At 65.3% G+C, this 17,012-nt stretch carries 18 protein-coding genes; 9 read left to right on the forward strand and 9 right to left on the reverse strand.

The window, feature by feature from the left end:
* Positions 1-113: 113 nt before the first annotated feature.
* The gene (locus tag VIR62_RS14795; protein ID WP_431872504.1) at positions 114-2,084 is read left to right on the forward strand and encodes a M1 family metallopeptidase; all 1,971 of its coding nucleotides are present in this window, start codon (positions 114-116) and stop codon (positions 2,082-2,084) included.
* 242 nt (positions 2,085-2,326) lie between these two features.
* On the forward strand, positions 2,327-4,669 hold the full coding sequence (locus VIR62_RS14800) for a putative bifunctional diguanylate cyclase/phosphodiesterase (protein WP_431872506.1): 2,343 nt from the start codon (positions 2,327-2,329) through the stop codon (positions 4,667-4,669).
* A 35-nt stretch (positions 4,670-4,704) separates the two neighbouring features.
* Here the strand turns inward: VIR62_RS14800 and VIR62_RS14805 are convergent, their stop codons facing one another.
* Positions 4,705-6,225 (reverse strand): fumarate hydratase, encoded by a 1,521-nt coding sequence (locus VIR62_RS14805; protein ID WP_431872508.1) that lies wholly within the window; start codon positions 6,223-6,225, stop codon positions 4,705-4,707.
* Positions 6,226-6,406: 181 nt separating this feature from the next.
* Between VIR62_RS14805 and VIR62_RS14810 the strand changes: the two genes are divergently transcribed.
* Together VIR62_RS14810 and VIR62_RS14815 are read left to right on the forward strand one after the other, a co-directional pair.
* A complete protein-coding gene (locus tag VIR62_RS14810; RefSeq protein WP_431872510.1) occupies positions 6,407-6,544 on the forward strand; it encodes a hypothetical protein in 138 nt (45 codons plus the stop codon).
* Positions 6,541-7,008, forward strand: coding sequence for a hypothetical protein (locus VIR62_RS14815; RefSeq protein ID WP_431872511.1), 468 nt, complete (start codon positions 6,541-6,543; stop codon positions 7,006-7,008). The genes VIR62_RS14810 and VIR62_RS14815 overlap by 4 nt, the downstream gene beginning before the upstream one ends.
* Here VIR62_RS14815 and VIR62_RS14820 read toward each other — a convergent pair.
* Both VIR62_RS14820 and VIR62_RS14825 read right to left on the reverse strand, forming a co-directional pair.
* Positions 6,966-7,619: a glutathione S-transferase family protein gene (locus VIR62_RS14820; RefSeq protein WP_431872512.1), complete on the reverse strand. Its 654-nt coding sequence runs from the start codon at positions 7,617-7,619 to the stop codon at positions 6,966-6,968. The two genes, VIR62_RS14815 and VIR62_RS14820, sit on opposite strands and share 43 nt — an antisense overlap.
* A gap of 4 nt (positions 7,620-7,623) precedes the next feature.
* Complete coding sequence (locus tag VIR62_RS14825) at positions 7,624-8,268, reverse strand: dihydrofolate reductase family protein (protein ID WP_431872514.1); 645 nt, start codon at positions 8,266-8,268, stop codon at positions 7,624-7,626.
* A gap of 89 nt (positions 8,269-8,357) precedes the next feature.
* Between VIR62_RS14825 and VIR62_RS14830 the strand changes: the two genes are divergently transcribed.
* Positions 8,358-8,858, forward strand: a complete 501-nt coding sequence (locus VIR62_RS14830) for a winged helix-turn-helix transcriptional regulator (RefSeq protein ID WP_431872515.1) — start codon at positions 8,358-8,360, stop codon at positions 8,856-8,858.
* Positions 8,859-8,890: 32 nt separating this feature from the next.
* Here the strand turns inward: VIR62_RS14830 and VIR62_RS14835 are convergent, their stop codons facing one another.
* Positions 8,891-9,376, reverse strand: coding sequence for an SRPBCC family protein (locus VIR62_RS14835; RefSeq protein WP_431872517.1), 486 nt, complete (start codon positions 9,374-9,376; stop codon positions 8,891-8,893).
* Positions 9,373-9,681 (reverse strand): ArsR/SmtB family transcription factor, encoded by a 309-nt coding sequence (locus VIR62_RS14840; RefSeq protein WP_431872518.1) that lies wholly within the window; start codon positions 9,679-9,681, stop codon positions 9,373-9,375. The genes VIR62_RS14835 and VIR62_RS14840 overlap by 4 nt, the downstream gene beginning before the upstream one ends.
* A gap of 391 nt (positions 9,682-10,072) precedes the next feature.
* On the opposite strand from VIR62_RS14840, the gene VIR62_RS14845 reads away from it, so the two are divergent.
* The 3 genes from VIR62_RS14845 to VIR62_RS14855 all read left to right on the forward strand — a co-directional run bounded on the left by VIR62_RS14845 (position 10,073) and on the right by VIR62_RS14855 (position 13,563).
* Positions 10,073-11,989, forward strand: a complete 1,917-nt coding sequence (locus tag VIR62_RS14845; protein ID WP_431872520.1) for a ribonucleoside-diphosphate reductase subunit alpha — start codon at positions 10,073-10,075, stop codon at positions 11,987-11,989.
* Between the two features lie 44 nt (positions 11,990-12,033).
* Positions 12,034-12,375: a hypothetical protein gene (locus VIR62_RS14850; protein WP_431872522.1), complete on the forward strand. Its 342-nt coding sequence runs from the start codon at positions 12,034-12,036 to the stop codon at positions 12,373-12,375.
* 138 nt (positions 12,376-12,513) lie between these two features.
* Positions 12,514-13,563: a ribonucleotide-diphosphate reductase subunit beta gene (locus VIR62_RS14855; protein ID WP_431872523.1), complete on the forward strand. Its 1,050-nt coding sequence runs from the start codon at positions 12,514-12,516 to the stop codon at positions 13,561-13,563.
* A gap of 374 nt (positions 13,564-13,937) precedes the next feature.
* On the opposite strand, the gene VIR62_RS14860 is transcribed toward VIR62_RS14855, so the two are convergent.
* Complete coding sequence (locus VIR62_RS14860) at positions 13,938-14,333, reverse strand: hypothetical protein (protein ID WP_431872524.1); 396 nt, start codon at positions 14,331-14,333, stop codon at positions 13,938-13,940.
* Between the two features lie 124 nt (positions 14,334-14,457).
* On the reverse strand, positions 14,458-14,640 hold the full coding sequence (locus tag VIR62_RS14865) for a hypothetical protein (protein ID WP_431872526.1): 183 nt from the start codon (positions 14,638-14,640) through the stop codon (positions 14,458-14,460).
* Positions 14,641-14,835: 195 nt separating this feature from the next.
* Between VIR62_RS14865 and VIR62_RS14870 the strand changes: the two genes are divergently transcribed.
* On the forward strand, positions 14,836-15,243 hold the full coding sequence (locus VIR62_RS14870) for a GFA family protein (protein ID WP_431872527.1): 408 nt from the start codon (positions 14,836-14,838) through the stop codon (positions 15,241-15,243).
* Positions 15,244-15,411: 168 nt separating this feature from the next.
* On the opposite strand, the gene VIR62_RS14875 is transcribed toward VIR62_RS14870, so the two are convergent.
* The gene (locus VIR62_RS14875; RefSeq protein ID WP_431872528.1) at positions 15,412-15,957 is read right to left on the reverse strand and encodes a hypothetical protein; all 546 of its coding nucleotides are present in this window, start codon (positions 15,955-15,957) and stop codon (positions 15,412-15,414) included.
* A gap of 157 nt (positions 15,958-16,114) precedes the next feature.
* Complete coding sequence (locus tag VIR62_RS14880; RefSeq protein ID WP_431872529.1) at positions 16,115-16,543, reverse strand: ExbD/TolR family protein; 429 nt, start codon at positions 16,541-16,543, stop codon at positions 16,115-16,117.
* Between the last annotated feature and the right edge of the window lie 469 nt (positions 16,544-17,012).

Raw genomic sequence — 17,012 nt, forward strand, 5'->3', positions numbered from 1 at the left:
CAGCAGAGGGGACACGCGGCCGTAGCGTGCCGATCTGGCGCCCGGCCTTGCCCCCGACGCGCCGGGCGGTTAGCGTCGCGCCGACCCCTTCGGCTGCCATTGGACCCGCGCCCGTGTTGCATTTCTCCCTTCCGCGTACTCTCGGAGCGGCCTTCGCCGCGGCTACCCTCCTCCTCGCCGCCTGCTCCTCGGAAAAGCAGGCCGACGCGCCGCCGGTGGCGTCCGACGAGCGGATGGTCGCACCGATCCTGACGACCGAGGATGCGAAGGACGTCCACAGCTACGCCCGGCCGGAGATCGCCCGCGTGACCCATGTCGCGCTCGACCTCGTCACCGACTTCGATGCGAAAAGGATCGGCGGCACCGCGACGCTCGACATCCAGGCGGCCGAGGGCGCGCGCGAGATCGTGCTCGACACCAAGGGCCTGGACGTGCGGTCGGTTACCAACGGCCAGGGCCAGATGCTCCCCTGGAAGCTCGGCGCCGCCGACGAGAATCTGGGCGCGCCGCTCACCGTCCAGCTGAATGGCGCCAAACAGATCCGAGTCACCTACCGGAGCGCGCCCGATGCCGCGGCGCTGCAATGGCTGGCGCCCGAGCAGACGTCGGGCAAGAAATATCCGTTCCTGTTCAGCCAGGGCCAGGCGATCCTCAACCGCACGTGGATTCCGACCCAGGACAGCCCCGGCATCCGTCAGACCTGGGAGGCCCGGATCGTCGTGCCGGCTCCCTTGAAGGCGGTGATGAGCGCGCAGAACCTGATGCCCGAAGGCGAGGAAGTGGAAGGTGGCCGCGCGTTCCATTTCAAGATGGACAAGCCGGTCGCGCCCTACCTCATCGCGCTCGCCGTCGGCGACATCGCCTTCCAGTCGCTGGGCCCTCGCACCGGCGTCTATGCCGAGCCATCGATGCTGAAGGCGGCCGCCAACGAGCTCGTCGACACGGAGAAGATGGTCGAGGCGGCCGAACGGCTCTACGGGCCTTATCAGTGGGGGCGCTACGACATGATCGTGCTGCCGCCGGCTTTCCCCTTCGGCGGGATGGAAAATCCGCGGCTCACCTTCCTGACGCCTACCATCCTCGCCGGCGACAAGAGCCTCGTCTCGCTGATCGCGCACGAGCTGGCCCATAGCTGGTCGGGCAATCTCGTCACCAACGCGACCTGGGCGGATTTCTGGCTGAACGAGGGCGTCACCACCTATATCGAGAGCCGGATCATGGAGGAGGTGTACGGCCGCGAACGAGCCGCCCAGCTAATCGAGCTCGGCTGGGAGGAGCTGGAAGCCGCGATCCGGGAGGCGGGCGTCGATTCGCCGTCGACCCGGCTCCATCTCGATCTCGCCGATCGGGATCCCGACGAAGGGATGAGCTCTATCGCCTACGACAAGGGCGCGGCTTTCCTGCGCACCATCGATAGGGCTGTGGGCCGTCAGCGCTTCGACCAGTGGCTGCGCGGCTATTTCGACCGTCACGCCTTCCAGCCGATCACCAGCGCGCTGTTCCTGGCCGATCTGCGCCAGCACCTGATCCAGGGCGACGAGGCGCTGGAGGAAAGGCTTCGGTTGGACGAGTGGGTCTATGAACCCGGGCTTCCGGGCAATGCTGTGGTCGTGCGGTCGGAAAGCTTCCGCGCGGTCGACCAGGCGGCGCAGGGCTTCGCGCTCGGCTCTCCGGCGGCGTCGCTCGCCTTCCCCAAATGGAACTATGCCGAGCGGGTGCGCTTCCTGAACGCCCTGCCGCGCGAGCTTCCCACCGAGCGACTGACAGCCCTCGACACCGCCTTCGGCCTGTCGAAATCGACCAACAGCGAAGTGCTGTTCGCCTGGCTGCAGCTGGCGATCGCCAACCGCTACCAGCCGGCCGTGCCCGCGCTCGAGCGCTTCCTCACCACCCAGGGCCGGCGCAAGTTCGTCGCGCCCCTGTTCGAATCCCTGGTCGCGCAAGGCGAATGGGGCCGCCCGATCGCGACCCGCATCTACGCCAAGGCGCGCCCGGCCTATCATTCGGTCACCACCGGAACGGTCGATCAGATCCTGAGCGAAGAATCGGGCGATGAGGCCGCCGAGGCCGGGGCGGCGAACTGAGCGGCGGGGTCGCCGACCCGGCCCCTTCCTCCGCCAGCCCCTTCCCCACCAGGCGTCAACCGACCCAGCGCGAATGTTACGCAGGCGATCCTATGGAATATTATCACTTAATTTCAATCATTTAGGCAAACGTTACCACGCCCGCCCGGGGCGGTTCGGGCGTCGAAACCCGGGCCGTTCTTAATACTCCATCAAAACTCTGCGGTTAGGACAATCGCTCCCGTCAGCTGGCCCGGATGTCCATGTACAACGCTCCTGTTTCCGCAGATGCATCCGCCGGCGAGTCCGCACCGGCCGAAATGCCGGAAGCGGAGCTTCCCTGCGACGATAGCAACGAGCGTCTGCGACGGGCGCATCTTCACAACGGCCAGGCCGAAGCGACGGCCTTGTTCGCATCCTATTTCGCGCTCGCCGGCGTCGGCGCGGCCTTGCTCGTTGCCTGGGCGATGCTGGACCATGGCGATCTGACGCGCATCATACCGTGGCTGGGCGCCGTCGTCTTCGCCCATTGGTGGACCTACCGCCGCGCGGTGGAGGCCGGCTCGGCGGCCGGAAGCCGCAGCGTTCGGGCCGCGGCAGAATTGCGGCCGGTGGTCGAGGCGGTCTGCCTGGCCGCCATCTGGTCGTCGCTGCCCGTCTATTCCTTCGCCATGAACCCGCCGGGAATCCAGGTCGTCATCGCCGGAGCGATGGGCGCGCTGATCGTCTCGGCGATCGCGCTCACCGCGGTCCCGGCCGCCGCCGTCGCCTGGATCGCGACGATGACCTTGTCGCTCTGCTTCGCTTACTGGTTCGGCAATCCGTCGATCAATCCGAAGCTGGCCATGACCATCGTCGGCTTCGCTTCGATCGCCATATTGGGCATCGCCCGCCTCACCCGCTGGACCTATGGCGCGCTGCAGGAGATGGCCCGTATCCGGACCCAGGCGGAATCGGTCCGGCTGCTGCTTCGGGAATATGAACATCGCGGCGTCGGCTGGCTCTGGCAGGTCGATAGCGAGAACCGCGTGGTCTACATCTCCTCGCGGATGACGGCGCTGCTCGGCCGCTCGACCAGCCAGTTGATCGGCCATTCGCTGCCCGCTTCCCTCGGCGGCAATAGCGCGCTCGGCCGCACCCTGCTCGCGCGCCAGCCCTTCGCCAATCTGGAGATGGAGCTTCGCACCCGCCGCGGCGCGCGCTGGATCAGCCTCGCCGGCGATCCGATCGTCGACATGGCCGGCCAGTTCCAGGGCTTTCGCGGCGTCGGCTCCGACATCACCGAGGTCAGGAAGACGCAAGAGCGCCTCACCAATCTCGCCAACATGGACGTGCTCTCGGGCCTCCCCAATCGCGGCCGCGTCCGCCAGCTGCTCGGCGAGGCGCTGTCGACCGCGCAGGCGACCAATGTCCCCTGCGCGATCCTGTTCCTCGATCTCGACGGCTTCAAGCCGGTCAATGACACGTTCGGCCATCCCAAGGGCGATGCTGTCCTGAAGAGCGTCGCGCAGCGCCTCGTCAAGGAAGTGGGCGATGCCGGCCATGTCGGGCGGATGGGCGGCGACGAATTCGCCATCGTCATCAAGGACGCCCAGGGCCGCAAGGTCATCGAGAATCTCGCCGACCGGCTGATCGCCGCCGTCGCCTGCCCCTATCAGATCGACAAGGTCGAGATCCGGATCGGCGTTTCGATCGGCTGTGCCTTCGGCCCGATCGACGGGCAGAGCGTCGACGACCTCATCCAGAAGGCCGACATCGCCCTTTACCAGGCGAAGAACCAGGGCCGCGGCACCTGCTGCTATTTCAACGCTGAGATGCAGAGCGTCGCCGAGCACAAGCTGAAGATCGAGCAGGACCTCGCCCACGCGATCGGCGCCGGGCAGCTGCGGCTGCTCTACCAGCCGCTGATCAGCGCCGCCGACCAGAGCCTCCTCGGCTTCGAGGCGCTCGTCCGCTGGCACCACCCGACCCGAGGCGTGGTGCCGCCGACCGAATTCATCCCGGTCGCCGAGGAAACCGGCCTGATCATGAATCTCGGCGACTGGGTGCTGGAAGAAGCCTGCCGCGCCGCGGCCTCCTGGCCCGAGCATATCTCGGTCGCGGTCAACCTGTCGGCGCGCCAGCTCGTGCTGCCGGCGCTGCCCGCGACGGTCAGTGGGATCCTGTCGCGCTATCGCATCCAGGCCAACCGGCTGGAGCTGGAGGTGACCGAGAGCGTGTTCCTCGAGGACACCCCCGGGTCATTGGACGTTCTGAAGCGGCTTCGCGCCCTCGGCGTCGGCATCGCGCTCGACGATTTCGGCACCGGCTATTCGTCCTTGGGCTATCTGAACAAGGCCGTCTTCCACAAGCTGAAGATCGACGGCAGCTTCGTCCGCGAGGCCGGAACCAACAAGGAGACGGTGGCGATCATCCAGTCGATCGTCCAGCTCGCCAAGAGCTTCCGCATGACGGTGACCGCCGAAGGGGTCGAGACCGCCGACGACTTCACCCGTATGCGCGATCTCGGCTGCCACCAGATCCAGGGCTATCTGTTCGGCCGCCCGATGGACTTCGAGCGCGCCACCGAGCTGGTCCACGGCACGCAGAAGAAGCTGACCGCTTGATTGTCACGAGACCCCGGCCTTCGCCGGGGTGACGTTCAGGCCCCCTCCAGCGCCTTCGCCTTGGCGATCTTCTCACGCCACACTAGCGGGGCCAGATGGTGGACGCTTTGCCCCTCGCTGTCGACCGCCACGGTCACCGGCATGTCCTGAACCTCGAACTCGTAGATCGCCTCCATTCCGAGGTCCTCGAAGCCGACGACCTTGCTGCCCTTGATCGCGCGGGCGACGAGATAAGCGGCGCCGCCGACGGCCATCAGATAGGCGGAGCGGTGCTCGCGGATGGCATCGATCGCCATGGGGCCGCGCTCGGCCTTGCCGACCATGGCGAGCAGGCCCTGCTCCAGCATCATGCTGGTGAACTTGTCCATGCGGGTGGCGGTGGTGGGGCCGGCCGGGCCAACCACTTCCTCGCCGACCGGATCGACGGGCCCGACATAATAGATGACACGGCCGCGGAACTCGACCGGCAGCGTCTCGCCCCGGTCCAGCATGTCCTTGATCCGCTTGTGCGCGGCGTCGCGGCCGGTCAGCATCTTGCCATTGAGGAGCAGCCGGTCGCCATGCTTCCAGCTCCGCACAACCTCCGGTGTGAGCGTGTCGAGATCGACCCGGATCGCGGCCTGGTCGGGCGTCCAGTTGACGTCGGGCCAGTCCGCAAGGTTCGGCGTCTCCAGATAAGCGGGCCCTGAGCCGTCCAGCGTGAAATGCGCGTGGCGGGTGGCCGCGCAATTGGGGATCATCGCCACCGGCTTGGAGGCCGCGTGGGTCGGCCAGTCGAGGATCTTGACGTCAAGGATGGTCGACAGCCCACCCAGCCCCTGCGCGCCGATGCCGAGCGCGTTCACCTTGTCGAACAGCTCGATCCGCAGCTCCTCGATCTTGCTCTGCGGACCCCGAGCCTTAAGCTGCGCCATATCGATCGCGCCCATCAGGCTTTCCTTGGCGAGCAGCATCGCCTTCTCGGCCGAACCGCCGATACCGATGCCCAGCATGCCGGGCGGACACCAGCCCGCGCCCATCTGCGGCACCATCTCCAGCACCCAGTCGACGATGGAATCGCTGGGGTTCAGCATCTTGAACTTGGACTTGTTCTCGCTGCCCCCACCCTTGGCCGCGACGTCGATCGAGACTTTGCTGCCCGGCACCATCTCGACATGCAGAACGGAGGGCGTGTTATCCTTCGTATTGACCCGCCCGAACGCCGGATCGGCGAGGATCGACGCCCGCAGCGGGTTCTCCGGATGGCGATAGGCTCGCCGCACCCCCTCATCGATCACCTCCTGGAGCGACTTGCCGCTCTCCAGCCGGCAATCCTGCCCCCATTTCACGAACACGGTGACGATGCCCGTATCCTGGCAGATCGGCCGATGCCCCTCGGCGCACATCCGGCTGTTGGTCAAAGTCTGCGCAATCGCATCCTTCGCCGCCGGCGACTGCTCGGCTTCGTAAGCCTCCCCCAACGCCCGGATATAATCCATCGGATGGTAGTAGGAGATGTACTGAAGGGCATCGGCAACACTCTCGACGAGGTGCGCCTCACGGATGATGGTGGTCAACGGGTCTACTTCCCAACTGGTGGATACCGGGACGCTCTATAACCGAAATGCTGTTCTCCGGAACCGCCCTGACTGCGCATCAAGTTAAGATTATCGCCCTTGCTTTGAGCGCAGTCAGCGGGGTGCGGCTGTATAATATCCGAGGCTTAAGGCGTGTGGGTTTCACAACGGAACTGCCGTCATGTCCTTTCTTTTCTCCGGTCTTTCGCTCGATCCTTTCTGTCCCCTTGCCGGCCTCGCCGATGTCGGGCCCGACGGAAGGCGGGCGAGGCGCCTCGTCGCCAATACCGGCTTCGTCTGCCGGGCTGACCGGGCGTGAAGCGGTGGTTTCTGCTGGCGCTCGCCTGCTCGCTTCCCGCACCGGCCCGCGCCGAAGCGCCTGATTGGCATTGGGAGGGACCGATCGCGGCCGGCGGTGAGGTCGAGCTCAATCTGGCGCGCGCGTCCGTGCGGGTCGTCCGGCGGCCCGGACCGGCGAGGATCGAGATTAAGGCGCGTGGCCCGCAAGGCTTGGACGGTGCCTGGCTCCGTCTGGAACAGATCGATCGCGGAGTCCGCGTCACTGACATTTATCCGCCTCACCCGTCCTTCTTCCGGGCCGAGTGCGAAGCGCCGGATGACGGCCGCGGCGATTTCCTTCACAGCAAACTTGTCCTCGACACGCTGCTTTACCTGCCGCCAGGCGTCGAGATTGCCGGTCACGTCATGAGTCGGCGCGAACCGCCGGCCCGCCACGTCGGTCAATCCCGATCCGGCGCGCCGCCCGGGAAGAACGTCCGATAAGGCCGCGCCTCTTCGATGCAGCGCTTGAAGGCGGGGCGGGCCATCAGGCGCTGGCGATAGGCGGCGACATTCGGGAAGCGGCCGTCCATGGGGTGGCTCCAGTCTACGTAGAAGAGGAAAGGGCCGGAGGCGCAGTCGGCGAGGCTGAAATCGCCCGCCGCCCATTCGCGATCCGCCATATGCGTCTCCAGCCAGGCATAGGCCTTGTCGAGCATCGCCCGTGCCTCGGCGACGCCGCGCGGGTCGCGCTCCGCCTCCGGCCGGATCAGGTCGAACACCAGCTTCTGCTGCGGCGTCGAGATGTAATTATCGAAGAAGCGGTCGAGCATCCGCACCTCCAGCCCCGCGTCGGCATCCTCGGGGATCAGCCGCACCGGGCCCGGATGATGGACGTGGAGATATTCGATGATGCTGGTCGCCTCCGGCACGACCCGCTCGCCCTCGCGCAGCACCGGGAAGCGGCCGATCGGCCAGATTTGCGCCAGTTCATCCGAGGCCGCGCTGCCCGGCTCCAGCATCCGGAATTCGAACGGAATGCTGTTCTCGTAAAAGGCCGTGATCGCCTTCTGGCAGTACGACGAGAAGGGGTGGGCGAAGAGCTCGATCGTCATGGGCCTATCTCCGCTTCTGGAGGACGACGTGCATCGCTTTATCGGTCGCGACATGCTCGGTCACCTCAAAGCTCAGCGCATTGAGATCGATCCCGGCAAGAAGAGGCTCGCCGCTCCCAAGCAGGATCGGCGACACCGCCAGATGCATCTCGTCGATGAGATCGGTTTCGAGATATTGCCGGATCGTCGAGACGCCGCCGCCAATCCGGATGTCGCGGCCGCCCGCTGCCTCTCGCGCGCGCTTCAGCGCCTCATGGATGCCGCCGGTCACGAAGTGGAAGGTCGTGCCGCCGTCCATCTCCAGCGGCGGGCGCGCATGGTGGGTGAGGACGAAGACTGGGACATGATAGGGCGGCGTCTCGCCCCACCAGCCGCGCCAGGACTCATCCAGCCAGGCGCCGCGCACCGGCCCGAACATGTTTCGGCCCATGATCCACGCGCCGATATTCTCGAAGCTGCGCCTCGCGAAATCGTCGTCCGCGCCGGTCGTTCCGGGCCTGTCGTTCAGGCCTTGAAAGGTCTTCGTCGGGATCATCCACTCATGAAGAGCCTCGCCGCCCACACCGAGAGGATGCTCGACCCCCTGGTCCGGCCCGGCGCCATAGCCGTCGATCGAGACGGTGAATGCAGCCACTCTGAGCTTCGACATAATCCGCTCCCCATCTGCTTGTGGATTGCAACTGGTTGCGTATTACGTTACTGATTGTATATTGCAAGTGGTTTTTCGGCAGGAGGTTCGTGGGCGTGGTTGAAATGCGGTCGGGATGTCCGATCAATCTTACCCTGGAAGTGCTCGGCGATCGCTGGAGCCTCATCATTCTCCGCGACATGATGTTCGGCAACCGCCGCCATTTCCGCGAGCTGCTGAATCGATCCGAGGAAGGTATCGCCTCCAACATCCTCGCCGACCGTCTGAAACGGCTCACGCGGGACGGCCTCCTCACCCGCGCCGACGATCCCAGCCACAAGCAGAAGGCAATCTACAGCCTCACCGAAAAGGCGATCCAGCTCCTTCCGCTGTTCGTCGTCATGGGCGCCTGGGGCCGCCGCCACCTCCCCGTGACGCACGAGCTGTCGGTCCGCGCCAGGCTGCTCGAAGAGGGCGGGCCGGACATGTGGAACGCCTTCATGGACGAGCTTCGCGCCGCCCATCTCGGGCTCCTTCTGGAGCACGAAGGCCCGACCGTCGCCGAACGCCTCCAGGCCACCTACCAAGCCGCGCTGGCGGCCCGCGGGTAAGGCCCATTTTCTTTTCGTGTCGACACCGACCGTCAGCCCTGGCGGGCCAGTAGGTCGGCGAAACGCCGCAGGTACAGCGGCCAGCCCTGGTCGCCGCCAACGCCGTCGCGTACGCTTTCCCAGCCTTCGCCATGGCGTTCCAGGTTCCGGTGCTCGATCTCGACGCGGGTCCGTTTCGGCGTCTCGGCGGTGAACCACACTTCCCACTCGCTGGTCTTGTCCGGATCGGTTTCGACCCGCCATTGCGGTGTGATGTTCCAGCTCAGGAGCACCCGGTTGGGCGGGTCGTAGGCCAGCACGCGTGCCCAGCGGCACTCGCCGCCGTCGACGCCGCGGTCATAAAGATGACCACCGACCCGCGGCTCGAACACCGTCTCGGCGATCGGGGCGCCGAGCAGGTTGTGCTCGGCGGGTTTGAAGCGGCCGAAATCCTCCGTGAAGACCTTGAATGCGTGCTCGATCGGCGCGTCGACCACGATGGAGTGTTTCACGGACGTGTCTGCGGCATGGGTGCTCATTGGGGCTCCTCCGGTAGTTGCTCGACGGCCGCCTTGTAGGCCGTCAGCGTCTTGCTCCAGAACAGGTCGAGCTCGGCGCGAAGGCCCGCCAGCCCCGCGGGATCGACCCGGTAAATGCGTTGCTTGCCGGCCGGCGTGTCGGTCACGAACCCGGCCTCCTTAAGGACTTTCAGGTGCTGCGAAACCGCCGGCCGGCTGACCGGCAAGGCCCGAGCCAGCTCACCAACCGAGGACGGATGCTCGACCAGCTGCTCGAAGATCGCGCGGCGGGTCGGGTCGGCAAGGGCGGTCCATCCACTTATCATGTAAGCCATCACTAACGTGTAAGGCAACACTTACGCGTTGTCAACCTTGTATCGCGGTCCTTTCCGCGCCCCGATCCAAGGTCCCTCCCGAGCCCCGTCAGCCTTGTCAGCGGGGAACGGCGGAAATCCGCCAATGCGACGAAATGAGTGATTAAAATTTGCCGAACGCCCTTGCATCCGATTCCAGTTGAGGCACAATGGCTAGTGGCGCAACCAAGGGGGTGACGCTAGACGTTGTAGGCGCTGGCCGCGATCACCATATTCGTGGGAGTGGCTTTTCGTGCCCTGTGGATATCGGGGACAAGCTGAAAATAGCGCCCCGCCCCCATGGAAAAGCGCCTAAGCTGGCGTTAATTCGCTGGTGAACGGAACAAGAACAGGGGATAATGCGATGGACCTTTCAGGCGGCAGCGAAGTGGGAACGAACGACATGGCCACAACCCTCGATGCGGCGCCGAAGGCGAGAGACGCGAAGGCACCCAAAAAGGCGGCGGAAGACTCGAAGAGCGTGAAGCCGCTCCCCTATCCGGTCGAGGTCGATCACGGCCGCGACGAGCTCCTGACCGAGTTCGGCAAGGAGACGCTGAAGGACCGTTACCTGCTCCCCGGAGAATCGTACCAGGACCTCTTCGTTCGCGTCGCCTCGGCCTATGCCGACGACGCCGCGCACGCCCAGCGGCTCTATGACTATATCTCGAAGCTCTGGTTCATGCCGGCGACGCCCGTGCTGTCGAATGGCGGCACCGGTCGCGGCCTTCCCATCTCCTGCTATCTGAACTCCGTCTCCGACAGCCTGGAGGGCATCGTCGGCACCTGGAACGAGAATGTGTGGCTCGCCTCGCGCGGCGGCGGCATCGGCACCTATTGGGGCGGCGTGCGCGGCATCGGCGAGCCGGTCGGCCTCAACGGCAAGACCAGCGGCATCATCCCCTTCGTCCGCGTGATGGACTCGCTCACCCTCGCGATCAGCCAGGGCTCGCTCCGCCGCGGCTCGGCCGCCTGCTATCTCGACATCTCGCATCCCGAGATCGAGGAGTTCCTCGAAATCCGCAAACCCTCGGGCGACTTCAACCGCAAGGCCTTGAACCTCCACCACGGCGTCTTGGTCACCGACGCCTTCATGGAGGCGGTGCGCGAGGGCGCCGAATGGGATCTGAAATCGCCCAAGGACGACAGCGTCCGGGCCACCGTCGACGCCCGCGCCCTCTTCCAGAAGCTGGTCGAGACGCGCCTCGCCACTGGTGAGCCCTACATCATCTTCATCGACCAGGTGAACCGGTCGATGCCCAAGCACCACCGCGACCTGGGCCTCAAGGTCACGACCTCGAACCTCTGCTCCGAGATCACCCTTCCCACCGGCAAGGACCATCTCGGCGCCGACCGCACCGCCGTCTGCTGCCTCTCCAGCCTCAACCTCGAGACCTGGGACGAGTGGAACGGCGACAAGGTCTTCATCGAGGACGTCATGCGCTTCCTCGACAACGTGCTCTCCGACTATATCGAGCGCGCGCCCGAAGAGATGGCCCGCGCCAAATATTCGGCCTCCCGCGAGCGCTCGGTCGGCCTCGGTGTCATGGGCTTCCACTCCTTTCTCCAGGCGCGCAACATCGCCTTCGAGGGGGCGATGGCGAAATCGTGGAACCTCAAGGTCTTCAAGCACATCGCCGCCCAGGCGCAGGAAGCGTCGATGCAGCTCGCGGTCGAGCGCGGGCCCTGCCCCGACGCCGCCGACCAGGGCGTGATGGAGCGCTTTTCCTGCAAGATGGCGATCGCGCCGACCGCGTCGATCAGCATCATCTGCGGCGGCACCTCTGCCTGCATCGAGCCGATCCCGGCCAACATCTACACCCACAAGACGCTGTCGGGCTCCTTCATCGTCAAGAACCCGCACCTCGAAAAGCTGCTCAAGGAAAAGTCCAAGGACAGCAACGCGGTGTGGAACTCGATCCTGGAGAAGGGCGGCTCGGTCCAGCATCTCGATTTCCTGACCCCGGAGGAAAAGGACACCTTCAAGACCAGCTTCGAGATCGACCAGCGCTGGCTCCTCGAGCTCGCCGCCGATCGCACGCCCTTCATCGACCAGGCGACCTCGCTCAATCTCTTCATCCCCGCCGACGTCGACAAGTGGGACCTCTTGATGCTCCACTTCCGCGCCTGGGAGCTCGGCATCAAGTCGCTCTATTACCTGCGCTCCAAGTCCGTCCAGCGCGCCGGCTTCGCGGGCGGCGTCGAGGCCGACAATACGCCGGACCTGAAGCAGATTGAGCTCCAGTCGACGGATTACGACGAGTGTCTAGCGTGCCAATGATGAGCTCTCGTCCCCCGGCGAAAGCCGGGGCCCAGCGGAAAGCTGTGGCAGATGCGGGCAAGTCCGACTGGACCCCGGCTTTCGCCGGGGAACGGCCTCGGGCACTGATCTCTCTCGCCGCGCTAACCCTCCTCGCCGCCTGCGCGACGCAGGTCTCGGCGGGCGTCGAGGCGGGCTCGCCGGGCTTCCTCTACGGCCTCTGGCACGGCTTCATCTTCCCGGTCGCCTGGATCCTGTCGCTCTTCATGCCGGACGTCGCCGTCTATGCGGTGCCGAACAATGGCGGGTGGTACGACTTCGGCTATTTCATCGGCGTCGTCTTTTTGGGCGTCGGCGCGAGGAAGAGCCACATCGTCTACCGCGACCGCATCGTGAGGGTGCGGTGACGCGAAGCCAACGGCCCCTTTTCCCCGTCACCCCGGCGAAGGCCGGGGTCCAGACGGAATCCGACCAGCGCGGTGGCGCGGACAGCACAGCTTGGATCCCAGCCTTCGCTGGGATGACGAATTAGACGGAGACGTAAGATGCCCCTTCTCGAAGCCCGCAAGCAGTACAAGCCCTTCGAATACCCCTGGGCGTTCGATTTCTGGAAGCGCCAGCAGCAGATCCACTGGATGCCGGAAGAGGTGCCGCTCGGCGAGGATTGCCGCGACTGGGCGCAGAAGCTCACCGATCACGAGCGCAACCTCCTCACCCAGATCTTCCGCTTCTTCACCCAGGCCGACATCGAGGTGCAGGATTGCTACCACGAGAAGTACGGCCGCGTGTTCAAGCCGACCGAGATCAAGATGATGCTCGCCGCCTTCTCCAACATGGAGACGGTCCACATCGCCGCCTACAGCCACCTTCTCGACACGATCGGCATGCCCGAGAGCGAATACGGCATGTTCCTCCAGTATAAGGAGATGAAGGACAAGCACGACTATCTCGCCACCTTCGGCGTCGACAACGACGAGGACATCGCCCGCACATTGGCCATGTTCGGCGGCTTCACCGAGGGCTTGCAGCTCTTCGCCAGCTTCGCGATGCTGATGAACTTCCCGCGCTTCAACAAGATGAAGGGCATGGGCCAGATCATCAGCTGGTCGGTGCGCGACGAGAGCCTCCATTGCGAGGGCATCACCAAGCTGTTCCACGCCTTCGTCAAGGAGCGTGACTGCATGACCAAGGCGGTGCGCGAGGACATCATGGACGTCTGCCAGAAGACGGTCCGCCTCGAGGACGCCTTCATCGATCTCGCGTTCGAGCAGGGCCCCGTCCCCGGCATGACGCCCAAGGAGATCAAGAAGTATATCCGCTACATCGCCGACTGGCGCCTCGGCCAGCTCGGCCTCACGCCCATCTACATGGTCGACGACCACCCGCTGCCCTGGCTGGCGCCGCTCCTCAACGGCGTCGAGCACGCCAATTTCTTCGAAACTCGCGCGACCGAATACAGCAAGGCCGCGACCCGCGGGAACTGGGGCGAGGTCTGGGACAATTTCGACCGGCGCAAGAAGGCCAAGGCGAACGACACCGTCGAGGAAGAAGGCGGCGACGACATGTTCACGCGGGCTGGGGTGGCGGCGGAGTAGCTGGGAGGACTCGGGACGTTGGAGGCTGACTGGTAACGGTGCGTAACAACACCGTCCTAGTGCTTGGCGCAGGCTCAAGTTTTGGATTTGGGCTGCCGCTCGGATCAGGTCTGCGGAAGATTATCGCAGATGATCTAAACATCATGTTTGATGATTGCGGATCACGCCTCGAGAGCGGTAGCGGCGAGATCGTAGAGGCACTTCGCGTACTCATTCGGACGAACGATGGGGCAGGAAGCGACATAAACTCGCACAGACAAGCAGCAGTTCAAATCGCCCTTTTATGCCTCTACGGCGACGTAGTTCTAATGTAACAGCTGCCTGCCACATAAATCGCGATAGACCGCCGCAGCCTTTCGGCTGCGGCGGAGCCCTCAGTGCCAGGTGGTCGGCGTCGCCGCCTCCGGCTTTGCGACAATCTGCCACGGGTCGCGGTACAGGATCGTGCCCGGGCGGCGCGTCGCGACCTTGCGGGTCGGCACGCCCGCCTCGCCGATCAGCGCCGCCAGCGCGAATGCACGGGCGATCATCTCGCACGCGTCGTCCACGAACCAGCATATGCCGTCGGGCAGCCAGCGGCCGCGCGACTTCACCCAGAAGCGCGACGGCACTGGCAGGTTCTGCTCGAACCACTCGATCTCGGTCCACAGCGCCGCACGCAACACGGCCGGCACCTCCGCGTCGCGCGCGCAGGCATAGGCCGGGCCGAACAGGCCACAGTCGGTGCCGCGCGGCAAACGCCACCACGGCGTGATGAAACGAACGTACATGATGATCCTCCCGCCGGACCGGCCCGGCTGGATGCTGGTTTCAGCGATTGGCGAAGGTGCGGACCGGGGCGGGCTCAGTCGCGCCAATAGTCCTTGCGCTCCCGGCCGTCGAAACCGGCCGGTGCTAAGGCAGCAGCGCTTGAAAGCTCTTTCCGGAGCCGCACGAGCAGGGGTCGCGCCGGCCGAGTTTTTCGACCAGCTCCTTTTCTCCGCCGCGCACGAAGCGCAGACCGCGCTTCACCCGTGTTTCGGACGGGAAGCCCTTACGACGCTTGGAGGTGACCTCGAAAGCAAGGGAGGTCGTCATGGTCGATGCGTGGCATTGTCGGCCTCCTCTTATCGGGCACGGAATTGCGCGGGACGGGGCCCCTACTCCCGCAGGACGGGGAAGTAAAGTCCGTTTCGCTCCCGTCGCGACTTTCCCGATCCGCCCAGGCGCGATCAGTGCAGCAAAAAGCGATCTGATGTAGGGGGACATTTGCGCGATAGAAAAGGAAGGCTGATGGACATGTCAGGCGGCTGCCTTTGCGGAGCGATCCGTTACCGAGTGACGGCCCCGCCGCAATCGACTTCGCTCTGCCACTGCGAATCTTGCCGGCGCGCGACCGGGGGGCCGTCGCTCGCTTGGGCGATCTTTGCGGAGGACAAGGTCGAGATCGTCGCCGGCGAACTTGCGGTGTACGAATCCTCGCCGGGCATCGAGCGCGGCTTTTGCGCGCGCTGCGGGACGTCGCTCACCTACGCCCGCGCCAACCGTCCCGGCCTGTTCGACGTCACCACCGCCTCATTGGACGATCCCGAATCCTGCCCGCCCACGATGGAGATCTGGACCGAAGAGCGCCTGTCCTGGGAAGCCGCCAATCCCGCTTTGCCGCAATTCGCTCGGTTCAGCACCCCGACGGAAAGCTGAGAGGCCAGCGCACCGCCTCTACGAACCGGGCATTGTCCGCCATGCCGACGTGGTGCGCTTCACGGTCGCCGGCACATGGTCGAAGCGGTCGTAGCGCGAAGGTGGAAGTCACGAAGAAGAGGCGCGGAATGTTGAACCCCAGCGCCTCCAAAGCCGGCAACGGGCCGATCAGATCGTCGTGCGGCTGACCGCCGGCGCCGGCGCCACTTCCGCCGCGCCATCGCAGTCGCCCGACGTGCGGGTGACGACATTGGGCTCGGCGTCGCCCGCCGCCCGCGCCATCTGGACGGTGCGGGTGCAGCCGCCCTGAGTGACGCTGCGCGAGACGAATCTGTAGCTTCCGCCCGGCAGGCTTCCGTCGCTGGCGAGCCTGAGGCCCGGCGCGCCGTCCAGCGCGATCGTCGGGACGGCCGCCATCAGCCGCATCATCGCGGCCATTCGCTGGTTCATCTCGGCCGCTATCCGCCGGAAGGTGGCGAACGGCGCCCTGTCGACGCGGTAAGCGCTCATAGGCACGAACCAGCGTAGCGTCGGCGCCTCGGCGATCACTACGCGCGGCGGCGCGTCGCCTCGATAATGGATGTGCGCCACCGAACCGTCCGGCAGGCTGACGTTCATGACGTTGAGGCGCGCGGCGCCGGGCGCCGCCACCGCGGTTCCGGCCAGCACCAGCGAGACCAGGCCGGCCAGAACGGCCTTTCGCTTTAATGGCATATGTCTCCTCCACTCTGAGTTACCACTGAAAGGGCAGGAGGGGTCGGAGAGCCCCCCTCCGCCAAGCCGCCCCGCGAAGGAGCGGCACGACAAAACTATTCAATCCTGAAAGCGGGTCAACCCCTTGGGTGGGCACCAGCGCCGCGCCCGCCTGCGTCTAACGCACCGCCTTCACGAACCGGGCGTTATCGACCATGCCAAGCCGGGTGATTCCCGCGCGCTTCACGATCGCCAGCACATGGTCGAAGCGGTCGTAGGGCGTCGCGCCCTCCGCGCGGAGGTGAAGGTCGCTCGCCGGATAGGCGGCGATGGGGGCGAGTAGCGCCGGCAGCTCCGCCTGGCTCACCGCTCGTCCGTCGAGAGCGATGGCTCCGCCCGCGTCCAACTCCAGCCGATGCACGACGCGCTCGCTCGTCGTCGGCGGCCCCTGCGGAAGGTCCAGCGGCACCTTGTGGGTCGTGACCGGGATCGTCACGATGAACATGATGAGCAGCACCAGCATGACGTCGATCAGCGGCGTCGTGTTGAGATCGTGGATCGGCGCCTCTCCGGCTCCGGCAAAGGGCGGGATCGTGCGCTTTTTCATCAGGCCCTCCTGTCATGTTATAGGATAACATAACTGAAAGCGTGCGCGCCCTCAATGGGTTCAAAAACCATTTTCCTACAGCCGGTCTTCTGTGTCAGCGTGCGTCGGCAGGCTCCGGCCCGGCATGGCGACTCATTCAGTGCATCGCTGTGCGAGAGGAAAAAAACCGCGACATCGTGAACTTCGTGAACTTTGCGCCCGCTGTGCGTGATGGCGACATGGCCCCTTTCCACTCAGCTTTTCCCGAACCGTGGGTGAACGTTCCGTAGCCGAACGGTTCAGGAAAGAGCGCGTATCACGGCTTCTTCCGGGTAAACGCCCGCCCGTCGCGGGCGCGAGAAGAGGAGAGTGTGAGTATGCGTATCCTTGTTTTGGCCGCTTCCCTGGCCGCCGTCGCACTTCCGGCCACCGCCGCCAGCGCGCAGAGCTGGGGCGACTATCGCGAATATCAGCGCGAGGTCCGCCAGGA

It is taken from the genome of Allosphingosinicella sp. (genome assembly GCF_036570505.1).
Classification (GTDB): Bacteria; Pseudomonadota; Alphaproteobacteria; order Sphingomonadales; family Sphingomonadaceae; genus Allosphingosinicella.

What these genes read in the sequence shown, in the direction of transcription:
- VIR62_RS14800 (WP_431872506.1), top strand. Translation starts at nt 2,327, where the DNA reads ATGTACAACGCTCCTGTTTCCGCAGATGCATCCGCCGGCGAGTCCGCA.
- VIR62_RS14810 (WP_431872510.1), top strand. Translation starts at nt 6,407, where the DNA reads ATGTCCTTTCTTTTCTCCGGTCTTTCGCTCGATCCTTTCTGTCCCCTT.
- VIR62_RS14820 (WP_431872512.1), bottom strand. Translation starts at nt 7,619, where the DNA reads ATGACGATCGAGCTCTTCGCCCACCCCTTCTCGTCGTACTGCCAGAAG.
- VIR62_RS14825 (WP_431872514.1), bottom strand. Translation starts at nt 8,268, where the DNA reads ATGTCGAAGCTCAGAGTGGCTGCATTCACCGTCTCGATCGACGGCTAT.
- VIR62_RS14835 (WP_431872517.1), bottom strand. Translation starts at nt 9,376, where the DNA reads ATGAGCACCCATGCCGCAGACACGTCCGTGAAACACTCCATCGTGGTC.
- VIR62_RS14840 (WP_431872518.1), bottom strand. Translation starts at nt 9,681, where the DNA reads ATGATAAGTGGATGGACCGCCCTTGCCGACCCGACCCGCCGCGCGATC.
- VIR62_RS14845 (WP_431872520.1), top strand. Translation starts at nt 10,073, where the DNA reads ATGGACCTTTCAGGCGGCAGCGAAGTGGGAACGAACGACATGGCCACA.
- VIR62_RS14855 (WP_431872523.1), top strand. Translation starts at nt 12,514, where the DNA reads ATGCCCCTTCTCGAAGCCCGCAAGCAGTACAAGCCCTTCGAATACCCC.
- VIR62_RS14860 (WP_431872524.1), bottom strand. Translation starts at nt 14,333, where the DNA reads ATGTACGTTCGTTTCATCACGCCGTGGTGGCGTTTGCCGCGCGGCACC.
- VIR62_RS14865 (WP_431872526.1), bottom strand. Translation starts at nt 14,640, where the DNA reads ATGACGACCTCCCTTGCTTTCGAGGTCACCTCCAAGCGTCGTAAGGGC.
- VIR62_RS14870 (WP_431872527.1), top strand. Translation starts at nt 14,836, where the DNA reads ATGGACATGTCAGGCGGCTGCCTTTGCGGAGCGATCCGTTACCGAGTG.
- VIR62_RS14875 (WP_431872528.1), bottom strand. Translation starts at nt 15,957, where the DNA reads ATGCCATTAAAGCGAAAGGCCGTTCTGGCCGGCCTGGTCTCGCTGGTG.
- VIR62_RS14880 (WP_431872529.1), bottom strand. Translation starts at nt 16,543, where the DNA reads ATGAAAAAGCGCACGATCCCGCCCTTTGCCGGAGCCGGAGAGGCGCCG.